Origin of the sequence: Kitasatospora sp. NBC_01250, assembly GCF_036226465.1 — a bacterium.
GTDB lineage: Bacteria > Actinomycetota > Actinomycetes > Streptomycetales > Streptomycetaceae > Kitasatospora.
On the sequence record NZ_CP108476.1, the window covers coordinates 5040436 to 5056586 of the forward strand.

At 75.5% G+C, this 16151-nt stretch carries 14 protein-coding genes, 1 tRNA gene and 1 riboswitch; of the genes, 7 read left to right on the forward strand and 8 right to left on the reverse strand.

Features of this window, described 5'->3' with window-relative positions; translation table 11 throughout:
* Positions 1–109: 109 nt before the first annotated feature.
* A complete protein-coding gene (locus OG500_RS21160; RefSeq protein WP_327068246.1) occupies positions 110–400 on the reverse strand; it encodes a YiaA/YiaB family inner membrane protein in 291 nt (96 codons plus the stop codon).
* Between the two features lie 196 nt (positions 401–596).
* A riboswitch (cyclic di-AMP (ydaO/yuaA leader) is annotated at positions 597–772 on the forward strand.
* 11 nt (positions 773–783) lie between these two features.
* On the opposite strand from OG500_RS21160, the gene OG500_RS21165 reads away from it, so the two are divergent.
* Positions 784–1785, forward strand: a complete 1002-nt coding sequence (locus OG500_RS21165; protein WP_329582511.1) for a M23 family metallopeptidase — start codon at positions 784–786, stop codon at positions 1783–1785.
* 83 nt (positions 1786–1868) lie between these two features.
* On the opposite strand, the gene OG500_RS21170 is transcribed toward OG500_RS21165, so the two are convergent.
* Complete coding sequence (locus tag OG500_RS21170) at positions 1869–2783, reverse strand: hypothetical protein (protein ID WP_327068248.1); 915 nt, start codon at positions 2781–2783, stop codon at positions 1869–1871.
* A gap of 121 nt (positions 2784–2904) precedes the next feature.
* On the opposite strand from OG500_RS21170, the gene OG500_RS21175 reads away from it, so the two are divergent.
* From OG500_RS21175 to OG500_RS21190, 4 genes are all read left to right on the forward strand, one after another.
* Positions 2905–3636 (forward strand): sensor domain-containing protein, encoded by a 732-nt coding sequence (locus tag OG500_RS21175; protein ID WP_327068249.1) that lies wholly within the window; start codon positions 2905–2907, stop codon positions 3634–3636.
* Positions 3637–3713: 77 nt separating this feature from the next.
* Entirely contained in the window at positions 3714–4421 is a 708-nt protein-coding gene (locus OG500_RS21180) for a hypothetical protein (RefSeq protein ID WP_327068250.1), read from the forward strand.
* Positions 4406–5107 carry a tyrosine-protein phosphatase gene (locus OG500_RS21185; protein WP_327068251.1) on the forward strand — a complete coding sequence of 234 codons (702 nt, stop codon included), beginning with the start codon at positions 4406–4408 and terminating at the stop codon, positions 5105–5107. Before OG500_RS21180 ends, OG500_RS21185 begins: the two co-directional genes overlap by 16 nt.
* Positions 5104–5748, forward strand: a complete 645-nt coding sequence (locus OG500_RS21190) for a TNT domain-containing protein (protein WP_329582518.1) — start codon at positions 5104–5106, stop codon at positions 5746–5748. The genes OG500_RS21185 and OG500_RS21190 overlap by 4 nt, the downstream gene beginning before the upstream one ends.
* 8 nt (positions 5749–5756) lie before the next feature.
* Here the strand turns inward: OG500_RS21190 and OG500_RS21195 are convergent, their stop codons facing one another.
* The 4 genes from OG500_RS21195 to OG500_RS21210 all read right to left on the reverse strand — a co-directional run bounded on the left by OG500_RS21195 (position 5757) and on the right by OG500_RS21210 (position 9556).
* Positions 5757–6539 (reverse strand): DUF2785 domain-containing protein, encoded by a 783-nt coding sequence (locus OG500_RS21195; protein WP_329582521.1) that lies wholly within the window; start codon positions 6537–6539, stop codon positions 5757–5759.
* 354 nt (positions 6540–6893) lie between these two features.
* A tRNA-Met gene (locus OG500_RS21200) sits at positions 6894–6967 on the reverse strand.
* Positions 6968–7016: 49 nt separating this feature from the next.
* On the reverse strand, positions 7017–7868 hold the full coding sequence (gene trmB / locus OG500_RS21205; RefSeq protein ID WP_327068254.1) for a tRNA (guanosine(46)-N7)-methyltransferase TrmB: 852 nt from the start codon (positions 7866–7868) through the stop codon (positions 7017–7019).
* A 125-nt stretch (positions 7869–7993) separates the two neighbouring features.
* Positions 7994–9556: an MFS transporter gene (locus tag OG500_RS21210; RefSeq protein WP_329582526.1), complete on the reverse strand. Its 1563-nt coding sequence runs from the start codon at positions 9554–9556 to the stop codon at positions 7994–7996.
* 1225 nt (positions 9557–10781) lie between these two features.
* On the opposite strand from OG500_RS21210, the gene OG500_RS21215 reads away from it, so the two are divergent.
* Positions 10782–13094: an asparagine synthase-related protein gene (locus OG500_RS21215; protein WP_329582529.1), complete on the forward strand. Its 2313-nt coding sequence runs from the start codon at positions 10782–10784 to the stop codon at positions 13092–13094.
* Positions 13095–13387: 293 nt separating this feature from the next.
* The gene (locus OG500_RS21220; protein ID WP_329582532.1) at positions 13388–13909 is read left to right on the forward strand and encodes a universal stress protein; all 522 of its coding nucleotides are present in this window, start codon (positions 13388–13390) and stop codon (positions 13907–13909) included.
* A gap of 54 nt (positions 13910–13963) precedes the next feature.
* Here OG500_RS21220 and OG500_RS21225 read toward each other — a convergent pair whose 3' ends face one another.
* Complete coding sequence (locus tag OG500_RS21225) at positions 13964–14494, reverse strand: hypothetical protein (RefSeq protein WP_329582535.1); 531 nt, start codon at positions 14492–14494, stop codon at positions 13964–13966.
* A gap of 89 nt (positions 14495–14583) precedes the next feature.
* Positions 14584–16140, reverse strand: coding sequence for an FAD-dependent monooxygenase (locus tag OG500_RS21230; RefSeq protein ID WP_329582538.1), 1557 nt, complete (start codon positions 16138–16140; stop codon positions 14584–14586).
* Positions 16141–16151: the final 11 nt, after the last annotated feature.

The window sequence follows — 16151 nt, forward strand, 5'->3', positions numbered from 1 at the left end:
GCCTCCTGGCCTGGCGAACGGTGGGTGCCGGCGGCTTGCCGACACCCACAAAGCTATGGCTAATAGCCATAGCCGTCAACCCCTTCCGCGCAGCTGCGCCGGGCAGGCCCTACAGCCCCTCGGCCCGGAACGGATCGTGCTCGGCGAGCAGCTTCTCCAGCCGGGCCTGGTCGACCCGGGTGACGATCTCGCCGGCCTCCTGGCGGTCCCGGACCACCTTGGCGAGGGTGAACGCGGAGGTCAGTGCGTAGAGCAGGCCGAGCGCGAGGAAAGCCCGCATCCAGGAGCTGATGGGCAGGTAGGCGATACCCACCGCGAGGCCGCCGGCGGAGAGGGCGAAGGAGAGGATCGCCTGCACGTAATAAGCGGACGTGGTCCGTGGTTGAACCGTGGAAGTCATACCTGAAGGATGGCCAACTGCCGTGCTGCGCACCTGAGTACGACTACTCAGATCGGGCCCGGGCGGTTCTCGGCATGACGGGAGCATGACGCCCGGGGAATGTGCCCGTTCGACCGGAGCGGCTTGGAATCGCGCGCTCCTGGGATTAACGTTTGATAACGCAGCGCGGTCGGCAACGCCGTACCCGAAACGGCACCGTGCGCCGTCGCCTAATCCACGGACCTGGCCTTCGGGTTGGGCCGGGAGCCGGGGAACCACCGTTCCTTGGGGTGAATCGGATCGTCCTGGGCCGTTGCGGTCCAGGTCGGACCGTAGGAGACCTTCCTGCTCCGAACCCGTCAGCTAACCCGGTAGGCGCGAGGGAAGGAAAGGAGCGCGCCCCCGTGGCGTTGTCGCACTCCCCGGAGAGCCACACGGAATCGGGCACCACCGGCCTGCTCGACCACCCCGACGCGACGGCGGACACCGCCCGGCCCAAGGTGCCCCGCCAGGCGCGCGCCGGTGCCAACTCCGCCGGCCTCCGGCTGGGCAGTGCCCCCACGGTCGTCACCGCGATGGCCGCCGCACTCGGCGCCACCGGCCTGTCGGCCACCGCCGCGGCTGCCGCCACCACCCCGGTGCCTGCGCCCGCCACCATGCTCACCGCTCCCGACCAGCAGGCCGCGGCTCAGTCCGACGGCGCCGCCGACCCCGGCCTCGCGCTCGCCGCCCGGATCCAGCAGCAGGCCGACCAGCGCACCGCCGCCGAGGAGGCCGCCCGGCTGGAGGCCGCCAACGAGGCCGCCGCCAAGCGCGCCGCCCAGGCCGAGGCCGCGGCGCAGGCCGAGGCCGCCGCCCGCGCCCAGGCTGCCGCCCAGGCCGAGCAGGAGCACGCCGCCGCGCAGGCCGCCGCCGCCCGGTCCGCCGCGGAAGCCGCTGCCGCGCAGGCCGCCTCCGAGGCCGCCGCCGCGCAGGCCGAGGCCGCGGCCGCCCCGGTCACCGCCCGCCTGCCGCTGGCCAAGTACACCGTGGCCCCGTCCGGTTCGCCCTGGGTCCAGCTGCGGACCGGCCTGGACTTCGCCGCCGCCGCCGGCACCCCGGTCGGCGCGGTCGCCGGCGGCACCGTCAGCTCGGCCGGCTGGTCCGGCGCCTACGGCTACCGGGTCGTCCAGACCCTGCCGGACGGCACCGAGCTCTGGTACTGCCACCTGGCCTCGATCGCGGTGACCGCGGGCGAGGTCGCTCCCGGCACGGTGCTCGGCACGGTCGGCGCGACCGGCGCCTCGCCGAGCCTGCTGCCGGGCGCGGCCCCGATCGGCCCGCGCCTGCACCTGGAGGTCCGCCCGGGCGGTGGCGCCCCGGTCGACCCGGCCGCCTGGCTGGCCGCCCACGGCGCCACCGTCTGACCGCGCCACCGCCCGGCCGCGGCACCGCCCGCGACCGCACCGGCAGCGGCACCCGGCCCCGCGACACCGCGGCGGCCGGGGTGCTACTGCTCCGGCGCCGCCTCGCCCGCCCAGAGCCCGATGTCCGGCAGGTCCACCAGCCCGCGCCGCACGATGTAGCCGTCCACCTCGGCCGCGCCCGGCTCCGGCGCCAGGTCCTGGTACTCCGTCAGCAGCAGCTCCGGCAGCCCGGGCACGGTCCACTCGCCGAGCAGCCGCAGCGCCTCGGCCTGCACGGCCGCCTCGAAGGCCGGGAAGTCGCCCGCGAGTTCGGCCGGCATCGGCAGGCCCAGCGCCGTGAGCCCGGCCAGGTTGCGGTAGCTGCGCTGCATCAGGCGGTTCTCCACCAGCAGCCGCGCCCCGTCGGTGGCCATCCCGATCGACAGCAGCACGCCCTCGGTCCAGCCCTCCTCGCCCTCGGGCTGCTCCAGCTCCGCGAGCGCGGCGAAGGCGGCGATCCGCTCGGGCTCGGCCAGCGCCCGGAAACCCTCCAGCCAGGCCCGGACCGCCGCCGGGTCGGCCGTGTCGACGCCGGCCTCGCGCAGCAGCAGGGTGTAGAGCCGGGGCCAGGTCAGCAGGTGCGGCTGGCGCAGCAGTCCGGCCAGCAGCTCGCCCTGCCACTCGGCCTCCTCGTGCAGCCGCTGCTGCCGCTTGGCGTTGAGCCGCTTCGCCGCCCGCTGGTGGTCGATCAGCAGCCGCACCGCGTCGCCGTAGGCGTGCGGCGGCTGCTCGGGCACCGGCTGGACGTACAGGTGCAGCCGCTCGTAGAGCAGCTCCTGGAGCAGCGGGGAGGTCAGCTCGGGGAAGCCGTCGTGCAGCTGGGCGTCGCCCAGTTCGAGCAGCGTCAGCACCGCCGTCACCGCCGCCTCGGGCGCCGGCGCGAGCCCCTGCTCCTCGGCCCATCGCAGCAGCTCAGCGGTGTGCGGTCGGGGTGCGAGCCGCAGGTCGTCCAGGTCCATGTCCCGATCTTCGCACCCGTCGGGCCGGGCGGTGGCGGCACGAGGGTGGGGTTAACCCCACCCCGGGTTCGCCGGGCAGCCGCCTACCGGCAGGGGTGCCCCGCCCGGCAGAGTGGTCGGCATGACGACGACCGCCGCCCCGTTCGCCTCCTTCGACGCCGCAGCCGGCCCGGACGACGCCGCCGAGCGGCGGCACGACGACGCCTTCGAGGTGCCGTACTTCTGGCGCGGTCCGTTCGCCCGGGAGACCTACCGCGAGCTCGGCTACATCCTCACCTCGCTCTTCACCGCGATCATCGGCTTCGCCTGGACCGTGCCGATGTTCGCCGTCGGTGCGGGCACCGCGATGACCTTCCTCGGCCTGCCGCTGCTCGCGCTGCTGCTGGCCGGTGCCCGCGCGCTGGGCGCCCTGGAGCGCGCCCGGGTGGCCGGGCAGCTGGGCCTGCGGCTGCGGGCGCCGCGCGCGGTGCGCCCGGCCGGGGGCGGGGCGTGGAGCGTGGTCACCCGCCAGCTGCGCGACCCGGCGGGCTGGAAGGCCGTCCTCCACCACGTGGTGATGTTCCCCTGGCACGTCTTCTGCTTCGTGCTGTCCGTCACCCTGTGGGCCGTCGGGCTCGCGATGGCGCTGCTGCCGGCCTACAACTGGGTCTTCCCGGCCTACACCAGCTGGCCCGGCCTGCGGCTGTTCACCTACTCGGTGCACGGTGTGCAGCACGACTACTACCTCTCGCACCTCTGGCAGGTGGCCGGCGTCTCGCTGGTCGGCATCCTGCTGATCTTCCTCACCGCCCGGCTGACCCACCTGCTGACCAACGTCTCGCGCGGCGCCGCCTGGCTGCTGCTGCGCGGCTGACCGGCCGACCGGCGGCCCGTTCCGCCCACCGCACACCCCCGGGTGCGCGGTGGGCGGCGGCGTGTTCAGGTGAGTCCATGCTGGTCACCTCCCGGCCGCTGGACGAGTACTGCGGCTTCTTCGGCCTGACCCGGGCGGCCCTGCGCGCGCTGCCCGGCCCGGTGCTGGACTGCCCGGGCGGTGCGGCCGGCGTGGTCGCCGAGGCCCGCGTGCTCGGCTGCCGGGTGCTGGCCGTCGACCCCGCCTACGCCGTGCCGGGCACCGAGCTGCTGGCCGGCGCCGAGGCCGCCCGGTGGACGATGGCCCGCGCGATGCCCGCCGCACCCGCCCGCTACCTCGGCCCGCGCCACCTGCCGTACGAGAAGTACCTGCGCAGCTGGGACCGGGCCCGCCGGCTCTTCGCCGCCGACCGGGCCGCCCACCCCGGCGACTACCTGGCCGCCGCGCTGCCGCGGCTGCCCTTCGCCGACGGCACCTTCGCCCTGACACTCAGCTCCTACCTGCTCTTCGCCTACCCCGAACGCTTCTCCGCGGCCGACCAGTTGGCCGCGCTGCTGGAGCTGGTGCGGGTCACCGCCCCGCAGGCCGAGGTGCTGGTCCACCCGCTGCACGACGCGCTGAGCCGGCGCAGCCCGCGGCTGCCGCTGCTGCGCGAGGAGCTCGGCCGCCGGGGCGTGCACAGCGAGCTGCGCACCGTGCGGGCCCCGGGGGACGGGCGGCGCCGCTACGTTCTCGCGCTGACCCGGCATCACCGCTACCGTGCGGTGCCATGGATGAACACCTGAGCGCATCCCGGCTCCTGGCGATACCCGGTCTGCGCAACCTGCGCGACGTCGGCGGACTCGGCGCGGTCCGTCCCGGGCTGGTCTACCGGTCCGCCTGGCTTGTCGACCTGACCGACGAGGGTGCCCGCGCACTGGCCAAGCTCGGCCTGCGCACCGTGCTGGACCTGCGCGACGCGGACGAGCTGGTCGGCCAGCCGGATCGAACGCATGATCTGAACGTCGATCTGGCCAACTTCCCGGTCCTGCCGCAGGACGGCTCCTACCACCACGGCCTGCCGCCCGAGGAGACGTACGCGCTGATCATGGACTCCGCGGGCCCGGTGTTCGTCGCCGCGCTGCGCCGGCTGCTGGAGCCGCAGGCGCTGCCCGCCCTGGTGCACTGCGCGATCGGCCGGGACCGCACCGGTCTGCTGATCGCCCTGCTGCTCGACCTGCTGGACGTGCCGCAGGAGGAGATCCTCGCCGACTACCTGCTCTCCAACGAGGGCCTGGGCGTGCTGGACGGGCCGGTTCCGTACGTGGACCCGCAGGGCGTGACCCGCTACACCAAGCCGGTGCCGGCCGAGTTGCTCACCGGTGCGCTGGAGCGGATCCGCGAGCGGCACGGCAGCGTCGAGGACTACCTGCTGGCCCATGGCTTGAAAGAGGCCGAACTCCACGGCCTGCGCGCTACCTTGCGCGAATGACGATCTCCATACCCAAGCCCGGTCGCCTGCTCGTCGCACTGGCCGCCGGGGCCGCGCTCTGCACCGCCGCCCCGGCCGCCCATGCGGACGCCACCCCGAGCGACCAGTGCTCGGCCGCCTTCGCGAACGGCGACGCCCGGCTCGGCCCCGCCCAGCTGCCCGGCACCGGACCGGTCGGGTGGCAGCTCTTCGGCTACCAGCGCACCGGCGGCACGAGCGAGTCGGCCTTCCTCGCCCAGTACTACGACAGCGCCGCCGGCAGCTGGCGCTACCCGCCGGACAACGGCTACCTGGTGGTCAACGGGCAGCCGCTCGAACTGACCCAGCCGCTGCTGCCCGGCCAGGACATCGACCGCTACGGCAGCGAGTACGGCAGCTTCCTGGCACCCGAGGGCTCCTCCTACGCGAGCCGGGCGATCCCGCCGTCGAGCCTGGACGGCAACCCGGCGGCGGGCTGCAACTACCACGACTACCGGGTGGTCAAGTCCTTCTCGGTGCACGGCGGTCCGATCGCCCCGTGGTTCGGCCAGCCCGGCCTCGGCTGGCAGTACCAGCTGGACGGCACGCTGATCCCCGGCGCACCGGCGAGCGTCAACGTCGGCTGGCTGGTCACCAACGGCTACCTGCAGCGGCTGGTCTGAGCGACCGCTCAGCCCGCGTAGGGCGAGCAGACCGCGAGGGTGGCCGCGACGGCCTCGCGGACCGCCCCGGCATGGGCGAGGGCCAGCGCCGGCCCGTCCTCCTGCCGGGGCGCCCGCACCCCGCGGTCGGCCAGCAGGTAGAGCACCCGCAGCGTGCGCATGGTGTTCGAGGCGTGCGCGGGGACCGGCCCCGGCTCGCCGGCCCGGAAATCGGCGGCGATCGGCGCCAGCCAGTCCACCGACTGCTGCTCGGTGAGCTCGGTGCGGGTCAGCACCAGGGCGACGGCACGGCCGAGCCGGTCGTCCTCCATCGCGTCGAAGAGGTGCCCGGTCGGGGCCAGCAGCCGCTCCCGGGCCAGCTCCAGCAGCGGGGCCGGGTCGGCCTGCGGGCAACGGCCGAGCGCGCCCAGCAGGTCGGCGCCGTGGGCGACCGCGTGCAGCCAGCCCAGCTCGGGGTGGTGGCCGCGCAGATCGGTCTCGGCCGGGTACCAGCGGGCGAAGGCGGCCTGCCACGCGGGCCGGTAGGCGCCGTGGTGGACCAGGACGGCCAGGATCAGCGGTGCGAAGGTGCGGGCCTGGATCTGCGGGTCGGTGAACCGGGCGGCCATCTGCTGGCCGAGCCAGTCGCGCAGCTCCGGCTCCATGAGCGGGATGCAGTAGTCGAGCAGCTCGTACGCCTGGGCGTCGCGGACCTGCGGATCCGGCGAGCGCAGCGCCGCGCTCAGCTCGGCGACCAGCTCGGGGGTCGGTTCGACGGAGTCCTGGGCGAGCAGCTTCTGCAGGTCGGTCATGTCGCGTCCGATTCTCTGGTCGGTCCGATGGGCCCGGCCGGTCCGATCGCCGGGCAGCTGGTGGCATGACGAAGCCCCCGGGCCCTCGCCATGAGGACATCCCGGGGGCTCGCCAACTTCTGCGCGTTCCCGTCCGTGGGGCTCGGCTCAGGCCGTGGGCTCCACGGAGGCGCGCCCGAGCTGGTCAGACGCGTGCGAGAGCGCAGTTGCGTGGGTACTCAACTCAGGATCACCTCCTTTCGTGTTGCTGCCACGATAGGCAGGCACCGCGCGGCGGGGCAACGGCTTTTTCGCGGCGGGAAAGCAGAAGGACCCGGTGGAGTGATCTCCACCGGGTCCTTCTGTGCTACTGAGTAGCGGGGACAGGATTTGAACCTGCGACCTCTGGGTTATGAGCCCAGCGAGCTACCGAGCTGCTCCACCCCGCGTCGGTGAACCCAACAGTACGGGAAGCTGTCCGATAATGGAAATCGCTTGTCAGACCTTGCGGAACAGCAGGTCGTGCACCACGTGCCCCTTGGCCAGACCGGCCCGCTCGAACTTGGTCACCGGGCGCCAGTCGGGCCGCGGCGCGTAGCCGGGCACGGTGCCGTCGGCCTGCCGCTCCTCGTCCGTCCAGGCGCTGCCGTCGCCCTCGGGGTGCAGGTTGACCAGCTCGGGGCGGGCGCCGAGCACGTCCAGCATCTGCTCGGCGTACGGCTCCCAGTCGGTGGCGCAGTGCACCAGCGCGCCCGGGGCCAGTCGCGGCAGCACCAGGTCGAGGAAGCCCGCCTGGACCAGGCGCCGCTTGTGGTGCTTGGGCTTGGGCCACGGGTCGGCGAAGTAGACCCGCAGCCCGGCCAGGCAGCCGTCCGGCAGCATGTCGCGCAGCAGGATGATCGCGTCGCCGGCGGCCAGCCGGACGTTCTGCGCGCCGCTCTGCTCCAGCAGGTTGAGCAGGTTGCCGTGGCCCGGGGTGTGCACGTCCGCGGCCAGGATGCCCATCGCCGGGTCGGCGGCGGCCATCGCGGCGGTGGTCTCGCCCATCCCGAAGCCGATCTCCAGGGTGACCGGCAGCTCGCCGAAGAGCTTCGTGAGGTCGAGCGGGCTGCCGTCGATCGCCAGGCCCCAGTCGTCCCAGTTGCGGTCCAGCGCACCGGCCTGGGCCGGGGTCATCCGGCCGCGGCGCGGCTGGAAGCTGCGGATCCGCCGCTCGCTGTGCTGTTCTTCGGTGGCCCGGTGCGGATACATCGGGGCCGGGTAGCCGGCGGGGGCCGCCGACAGGCGGGCGGAGGGCCGGGCGGCGGGTGCCTGGGCGGCGGGCTGGGGAGTGGAGGCAGTCGCAGTCACAATGCCGTCGAGTCTACGAGACGTCCCCGAGCGGACCCCAGGGCGCTTGGGCCGCCCGCCTGGTCCTGACGGCACCGCCCGGCACCGCCCGGCCGCTCGGCGCCCGTCGGCGCTAGGCCGGTGCGCTAGGCCGGTGCCGTCAGGACCAGGCGGGCGCGCTCGGTCAACTCGCGCACCCGGCGCTCGCCCTGGAACGGCTCCAGGTGGCGGATCATCTCCAGCACGTACTCCCGGCTGCGCTGGGAGGAGATCCGGCCCGCCACCTCCACCGCGCGCTCGCCGGCCTCCACGGCGGCGTCCAGGTTGCCGGCCTCGGCCTCGGCCATCGCGGAGACGACCAGGCGAAGGCCGTGCGAGCGGACGAAGCCCTCGGTCGGGCGGGCCAGCGCCTCCCGGGTGAACTGGCGGACCTTGGCGGGCACGCCGAGGTCGCGGAAGCACTCGGCGGCGTCGGCGGCCAGCCGGTCGTAGGCGTAGAAGTCGATCCACGCCGGATCGGGATCCCCGGCGCGCGCACGTTCGAGAGCGCTCTCGGCTGCCGTGAGCGCCGCCGAGCACGCCGCCGCGTTGGCCGCTCGGGCCTGGGCACGGGCCTCCACCAGGTGGAAGAAGCTCATCGTCCGGGCGGTGGCCAGGCCCCGGTTGCGCTCCAGCGCGGCCTGCGCGAGGTCGACCGCCTCCTCGGCGAAGCCGCGATAGCAGGCCTGCAGGCTCATCGAGGCGAGCACGTAGCCGCCGAGCGGCACGTCGGCGGCGGCCCGGGCCAGCCGCAGCGCCTGGATGTAGTAGCGCTGGGCCGCCTCGTGCTGGCCGGTGTCGAACGCCATCCAGCCCGCCAGCCTGGTGAGTTCGGCGGTCGCGCCGAACAGCGCGCGGCCGACCGCGTCGCTGTAGGAGGCGAGCAGCAGCGGGGCGGCCTCCACCCGCAGGCACTCCGGGACCATGGACGAACGCCAGTCGCCGCCGCCGTACTTGGAGTCCCAGCGGCGGGCCTCCTGGGCGGCCTCGCGCAGCTTGGCGGCGTCCGACTGGCCGACCCGGTAGGTGGTGCGGTCGGCCGTGCGGTCGGTGCGGGGCCCGGGCACCTTCTCGGCGGCCTGGGCCTGGGCCTGGGCCGGGGCCGGTCGCCCGCCGGCCGTGCCGGCCTCGCACGCCTGCCCGCTCTCCGCCTCCCGCTCCGCGCCCCGCTCGGCGGCGCCGCTCTCCACGCCGCGCGCCACCGAGCCGTCCGCCGGGGTGATCAGCCAGCGCGAGACGGGGGTCGCGTACGCCGCGACCGAGAAGGTGCCGGCCAGCCCCTCGCTCCACCGCCCGCCGCCGGGGCCGCGCCGCAGCTCCAGGTCGACCCGCCACAGGTCGGTGGCCGAGCGCACCGCCTCCGACACCTCGCGGGGGAAGGCCAGGCCGAGTTCGGGGGTCGGGTCGGTGTCGCCGAGCCCGATCTCCTCCAGCGGCACCGGGCGGCCCAGCTTGCCGCCGATCGCGGTGGCGATCAGGTGCGGGACGGGACCCTGCGGGACCATCCCCTTGGTCACCCAGCGGGCCACCGAGGTCTTGTCGTAGCGCAGCGTCAGGCCGCGCTGGGCGCCGAGGTCGTTGACCCGCCGGGCCAGGCCGGCATTGCTGATCTGGGCCTGGGTCAGCAGGGAGCCGAGGCGCTCGTTCGGTCCCCGTGGACTGATGCTCATGCGACGGCACCCCCCTTGTCGGTGTTCGCCGGTGGGTCTTTCGCGCGCGGCGTCCGGGCGCGGCCCGGGGGCCAGGGCCTGCCCTGACCGGCCGGCGGTGGTACCTAGCGTAGTCGGCCGGGTTCCCAGGGTTAAGGGGCGGCATTCCGGTTGGCCCGATCGCTACCTGCGCCAGGCGTGGCGGGCCAAGGGCGGTGGCCGTCCGGGTGGCTGGTTCGGCGCGGGTGGGCGCCGGGTTGACGGGGGCCGGCCGGGTCCGGCGGTCGCCCGGACGATCTCCCGGTGGCCGGTGGGTCAGGGGGAGCGTCGTGCTCCGGTCGCGTGTTGACGTGCGCCCACCTGTGCCCCCTGGTTGCCGGCCTCGCGCGGCAGTTCGCTAGGGGCTGTGGGTCGGCCCGCCGTCGAGGACCCGGCGGGCCGGGGGATGCCGCCGCCTCAGTTCCCCGCGGGTGGTGGCCGAGGTCCGGGAGGGCATGCGGATGCCCTCCCGGGCTTGAGTCACTTTTTGGCCATGTGGGCATGGCCATGCCGTCATCAGGCAAGTGACGGGGACGGTCTGAGGGCAGGCCGTGAGGCAGTGGTGGCCCGTGGTGACTGGGTGGCCGGTGCGCCTGGGGGTCCGGGTGCGTCGGCCGGTGCGCCGACGAGGGCGCGGGTGGGCGTGCGCGCCGGGCGGTCCGGTGAGCGGCCCGCGGACACCCGGGTCCCGGCCCGCCGGGCCGGCGGGCGCCGCGAATCGGACGCGTGGCGCCCGTCGGACCAGACCCCAGAGCTCGGACGGCGAGCGCCGGGTGGATCCCGGCCGGTGCCGTCCGCGCCGCGCGGCCCGGGCCATGGAGGGGGAGGCCCGGCCCGCGCGGCACCCAACTCCCCGCTGCGGCAACGCCCGCCGGTCCGCCGCCGACCGCCCGCCCGCACGCGGCTGGGCCCGCCCGCGCACGAGCCACCCCCGCACCCCACCCCGCGCCGGCCCGCTCCGGCCCCGCCGCCACCCCTCCCGCGCCCGTCGCCGCCGCCCGAATTCACCCGCCTGTCACCCAATTCGCCCGTCCCTCCCCAGAATCACCCGACCTCACCCCCGTCCCCCCGGCCCGCCCGCAGTGGCACCATGGCCCAAAGGCTCGCGGACGGCGGCCCCACACCCCCGTGCACCCCGTCGCGCGCCCAGGGACGGGCCACACCCGGTGGAGGCGCGATGCGGTGGTTGACGGGCTGGAGCGGCAGCGTGTCCCACGCCAGGCCGCCGGCCGGCCGGCTGCCCGTGCCGCGCCGGGAGCCGAGCACCGCGGCCGCCCCCGTCCTGGTCCAGGAGGCGCTGGCGGCGCTGGCCGCCGTGCGCCCGCTGGCGGCCACCCCGCTGTGGACCGGGCCCGACCCGCTCTGGGCGGTCGGCGACTGGCGCCCGGAGGAGATCCGCCAGGTCGTCGTCCACCCCGGCCGTGCCCGCCCCACCGTCACCACCGGGCCGCACGCGACCGATCTCGGCCAGGACACCGAGGGCGTCACCCGCCTGCTGGTGCTCGGCCACTGCGGCGCCGCGGACGAGGAGCTCGCCGCGGGCCTGGCCGTCGCCCGCGGCGGCGCGGTGCGGCACCTGACCAACTGGCCCGGCAGCTACACCGTGGTGCTGCGGATCGGCACCCGCAGCACCCTGCTGCTCACCGACCTGGCCGGGCTGCGGCCGGTCTTCCACACCCCGTGGTGCGGCGGCACCGCCTACGCCACCGCCGCCCTGCCGCTCGCCGACCTGGTAGGCGCGCCGGTCGACACCGGCCACCTGGCGGCGACCCTCGCCTGCCCGGAGTCCCCGGAGGCGGTCGGCAACGGCACGCCGTACCAGGGCGTGCGACGGGTCCCGCCGGGCCACACCCTGGCGATCCGCAGCGGGCGGCCCCACCTGACGCGGTACGACGACGGAGGTGCCACCGACAGCGCGGCGCCGGGCGGCACCGGCGAGGCGGCCGCGGTACGGGAGTTGACCCGCAGCCTGCTGGAGGCCGTCCGGTTCCGGATCCGCAGCGCGCCCAGCGTCCCCGGCCCCGGGCCGCGGCGGCCCCGGATCGGCGCCGACCTCTCCTACGGCACGGCCTCCACCGCGCTGGCCGTGCTCGCCGCGGCCGTCCCGATCGGTCCGGGCCCGGCCGCCGCGGCGCCCTCGCTGCCGGACGTCGACGCGGTGGTGGACGCGGACGGGCCGCCCGCCGCTTCGCACCGGCGCACCGGCGCCACCAAGGGCTCGTGGGCCCGCCCCGCGCCGTCGGCCGAGCCCCCGGTGGGCGCCGCGGAGCCCGAGCAGCTCGCTGCCGTCACCGTCTGCGAGCCCTCCCGCACCGCCCCCGAGGCGCCGCGCGAGGTGGGCCGCCCCCGGCTGCGGCACACCGTGCTGGACGCCGGCCCCGACACCCTCCCCTACGCCGACCTGGCCGCCGACTCGTCGGCCGGAGCCCTGGCCGACCCGCTGGCCGCCGCCCTGGCCGGGCCGCTCACCGACGAGCCGGGCCGGGCCCTGGTGATCGCGCACGGCACCGCCGCCCGGCTCAGCGCGGGCGGCGCCGACCACCTCACCGGGCACGGCGCCCGCCAGGTGCTGGACGGGCACCCGGCCCGGCTCGCCGACCTGATCCGGCACGGGCGCCCGCGCGAACTGCTGCCCCCGGTCGCGGTGTTGGCCGGAGTGGACCGCGCGTTGGCGGGCACCCTGACCGGCGCCCTGCGCACCCCGGTCACCGTGCTGCGCGCGGCCCGCCGGCTGGCCCGGGGCGGCTACGCCGAGGCGCTGGAGGACGCGGCCGTGCAGCTCACGGCCCGCCGTGGCCCGATCAGGCCGAGTTCGCGGCCCGGCGCACGGTTCACCGCGGGTGCCTCCTCGGTGGCCGACCTGACCTGGTGCGTGCCCGGACCGGCCGCGCGCTGGCTCTCCGACGACGCACTCTCCGAGGTCGCCCTGCGCCTGCGCCTGGCGGCCCGCGGCCCCGTACCCGAGGAGCCGCCGGGCCTGCGGCGCGCCACCCTGGCGCTGCATCACCACGCACGCGGCTACCGGACCTTGGTGCACGCCGCCGAGCAGCACGGCCAGCGGCTGCACGCGCCGTTCTTCGACAACCGGGTGATCCGCGCGGCCCGCCTGCTCCCCGCCGACCTGCGGCTGCAGCCCGGCGCCCGGCACGCCCTGCTGCGCGCGGTGCTGGCCGGCGCGGGCCGCGCCGACCTGCCCGTGGACTGGGGCCGCGCCCCGCGCCCCGACCGGGCCGAAGCCGCCCGCGCCGGCCTGCGCCGGGCCGCCGACCCGCTGGCCGAGCTGTTCCGCGAACCGCTGCTCGCCGAGGCCGGGTTGATCGACCTGCCCGCCGTCCGCAGTGCCCTGCGCCAGGCCGCCGACCCGTATGCGGACCTGCCGCCCGGCGCCCTGGACGGCCTGGCCGACCTGGTCGCCGTCGAGCTGTGGCTGCGCCGCTTCGAGGCCCGCAGCCACGGCTCCTGCTGGACCGGCCTGCCCCTGCCGCAGCGCCGCGCCCTGGCGGTCGCGCAGTTCCCGTGAGGCGGACACCCGTCGCTGCTGCCCGGCCTCTCCCAGCTCCAGAACCGCGACGACGGTCCGCTCCGGCGCGAGCTGCTCAGCCACCACGGCGAGGACGAGAAGCCGGCCTGGGCCCGGATGACCGCGTTGATCGAGGAGCGGCTGCGCGCCGCCGGCATCGACCTCCCGTAGCGGCTGCCCGGCGCCGGCCGCCACCCGTCCGCCCGCGGCGACAGGAGCGCGCCGTTCCGCCTGCCGGGATCTGGCGCCGGGTCGGCGGATCATGGGCTCGACGCTCACCCCAGGAGGCCCCCGTGACCACTGCCGACGGCCGCGCCGCCCAGGTGCTCCCGATCGCCGGCACGCCGCCCGGCCCGCCGCAGCCGCCCGGCATCCTGGCCGCCTGCGACGGCTCGGACGGCGCGCTCTGGGCGCTGGACCGCGCGATGTCCGAGGCGGAGCGCTACGAGCTGCCGCTCTACCTGCTCGGCGTGGTCGACCCGGCCCCCGGCGGCTACCCGCCGGGCATGGCCGAGCTGGTGCAGGAAAGCATCGAGCGGCTCAGCGGCAGCATGGCCGACGGTCTGCGCCGCGCGCTGCGCGCGGTCGAGCAGGCCCGCAGCCGACCGTTCGAGGGGCCGGTGTCGCTGCACGTGGTGCTGGGCCGGGTGGTGGAGGTGCTGCTGGCCGCCAGTGTCGGCCAGCACACCCTGGTGGTCGGCGCCCGGGGCAACGGCGGCTTCACCCGCCTGCTGCTCGGCTCGGTCAGCACCGCCGCCGTGCACCACGCGGCCTGCCCCGTCCTCGTGGTCCCGGCCCCGCCGGCCCGCCGCTGAAGACCCTGCCTCTGAGGACCCTGTTGCTGAGGACCCTGCCGCTGAGCGCAGGCGTCACTTCCAGGTGGCGACGGCCGTGTTCGACTTTCCCTGGGTCATGGCGACGGACGTCGGGTCGCCCGTCCCCTGGTGGGCGAGGAAGATGACGCACTCGCTGACGCTCTCCCCCTTTGCCGTCTTGTCCAGGCTGTCGGTGCTGCCGGGGCACTTGGCGAAGGTCTGCGTCTTCGGGTGGAGCGGGTCGCTGAAGTCGAGTGACGGCAGCAGGCTCAGCATCGTCAGGTGCGTGCTCCCGTCGGCCGCGTCGAGCGACACATCGGGCTGGACCGAGCCGTCACTGGTCTTGGTGAGCGAGTAGTGCACGTAGTAAGGCGTGTCGCCGGCGTAGTCCGACGGATGGCTGAGCGCGCTGAGGTCGGAGTTGTCGCCCTTCTCGACGCGCATGACGGTCACCCCGTACGACCCGCCGGACTTGGCGGAGAAGGTGGCCATCTCGCCGTACTTGAGCTGCTTGCCCGAGTCGCTGGAGCAGCCGGCCACGACGAGTGTGCAGAGGACGGCGGCGCAGGCCGCTTTGCGTTTCATCTGAGTATTCCCCGTCTGGGGCCGGCCCTCCCGGTCCCAGACATGTACACGCGATTTCACGCCGGACGGTTCGCCCCGCTGACGGTAAGTCAGGTAGCCTTCGCTGCAGGCGCGTGGGGTGGCTCGGCCGGGCCGAAGGTGTCGGTGAGCGCGGCGTGCAGCGCCCCGAGGTCGACGCCGACCCCGTCGCCCGCCGGCTCGGTCGGCCCGCACCAGGCCACGTGCCCGTCCGGGCGTATCAGCAGCACCCGGGGCAGCACGCAGCGCCCGAGGCCGGGCACCGCCACCGTCGGCTCGGCGCGCCTCGCGGTGACCAGGTCGACCCGCCCGGCCCAGCCGCTCAGCACCGCGGCCGTCCCGGCGTGACCGGCGAGATCCAGCAGCACCCCTCGGCCACCGTGCAGCAGTTCGAAGACCCGGCTTCGCCCGCCCGAGCCCGAGCCCGAGCCCGTCGTCAGGTCGAAATCGGGCACCCGACGCCCGGTCAGCGGGTGGCCGTCACCGAGCGGGTAGCGGATGTCGAGCGCGCTGACCATGGCGGCCAGGTACTGCGGGCCGGCCGTGTCCTGGGCCATCAGCGTCTCGAACACCTCCCGCAGCGCGCTGGTGTGGGTGTCGGGCCGGCCCAGCGCCGTCTGCGCCCGGGTGTTGGCGAGCACGCGGGCCGCGACCGGGTGCCGCTCGGCCTGGTAGCTGTCCAACAGGTGGGCGGGAGCCTGGCCACGGGCGACCAGGGCGAGCTTCCAGCCGAGGTTGACCGCGTCCTGGATGCCGAGGTTCATGCCCTGGCCGCCCGCGGGGAAGTGGATGTGCGCGGCGTCGCCGGCCAGCAGCACCCGGCCCTGCCGGTACCGATCTGCCTGGCGTGTGCTGTCGTTGAACCGGGAGACCCACCGCGGGCTGTGCATCCCGAAGTCGGTGCCGGCGACCCGGATCAGGGTCGCCCGCAAGTCCTCGACGTCGACCGGGGTGTCGCGTGCGACGCCGGCGTCGTACTCGGTGGTCGTCACCCGCCACCAGTTCTCCCCGAAGGCGAAGACGCTGAGCCGCCCGTTCGGGCGCCGCTCTTCGACGATCGGCGCGGCCGGCGGATCGGTGAGCTCGACATCGCCGAGGATCGAGCTGAGGGTGGGCTCCGTGCCGGGGAACCCGATCCCGAGCAGCTTGCGCACGGTGCTGCGCCCGCCGTCGCAGCCCACCAGGTAGTCCACGACCAGCTCTTCACCGTCGCCCGAGTCGCCGCCCAGCTCCACGGTGACCCCGTGCTCGCCCTGCCGGATGCCGGTCACCCCCGCCGACCAGCGCACCTGGGTGCCGAGCTTGGCCAGGTGCTCCTCCAGCAGCACCTCCACGTCCGACTGCAGGATGCGCAGCATGTGGGGGTAGCGGGTGGCGAGCCCGCTGAAATCCAGCTCCAGGCCGGAGAAGTGCCCGATCTGCATCGGTACGCCGCCCGTGAGGAAGCCGTCCAGCAGCCCGCGCTGGTCCATCACCTCCATCGTGCGGGCGTGCATGCCCCCGGCCCTGGACTGCCCGCTGCGGCCCGGCAGCCTGTCCACCAGCACCACGTCGATGCCTGCCAGCCGCAGCTCGCAGGCGAGCATCAGCCCGGTCGGCCCCGCGCCCGCGATCATCACTGTTGCCATGATGAGCCCTC

Excerpts from the sequence above, each read along its gene's own strand:
- OG500_RS21185 (WP_327068251.1), top strand. The coding sequence starts at position 4,406 with ATGGATGAACACCTGAGCGCATCCCGGCTCCTGGCGATACCCGGTCTG.
- OG500_RS21180 (WP_327068250.1), top strand. The coding sequence starts at position 3,714 with ATGCTGGTCACCTCCCGGCCGCTGGACGAGTACTGCGGCTTCTTCGGC.
- OG500_RS21225 (WP_329582535.1), bottom strand. The coding sequence starts at position 14,494 with ATGAAACGCAAAGCGGCCTGCGCCGCCGTCCTCTGCACACTCGTCGTG.
- OG500_RS21230 (WP_329582538.1), bottom strand. The coding sequence starts at position 16,140 with ATGGCAACAGTGATGATCGCGGGCGCGGGGCCGACCGGGCTGATGCTC.
- OG500_RS21175 (WP_327068249.1), top strand. The coding sequence starts at position 2,905 with ATGACGACGACCGCCGCCCCGTTCGCCTCCTTCGACGCCGCAGCCGGC.
- OG500_RS21195 (WP_329582521.1), bottom strand. The coding sequence starts at position 6,539 with ATGACCGACCTGCAGAAGCTGCTCGCCCAGGACTCCGTCGAACCGACC.
- OG500_RS21170 (WP_327068248.1), bottom strand. The coding sequence starts at position 2,783 with ATGGACCTGGACGACCTGCGGCTCGCACCCCGACCGCACACCGCTGAG.
- OG500_RS21190 (WP_329582518.1), top strand. The coding sequence starts at position 5,104 with ATGACGATCTCCATACCCAAGCCCGGTCGCCTGCTCGTCGCACTGGCC.
- OG500_RS21210 (WP_329582526.1), bottom strand. The coding sequence starts at position 9,556 with ATGAGCATCAGTCCACGGGGACCGAACGAGCGCCTCGGCTCCCTGCTG.
- OG500_RS21160 (WP_327068246.1), bottom strand. The coding sequence starts at position 400 with ATGACTTCCACGGTTCAACCACGGACCACGTCCGCTTATTACGTGCAG.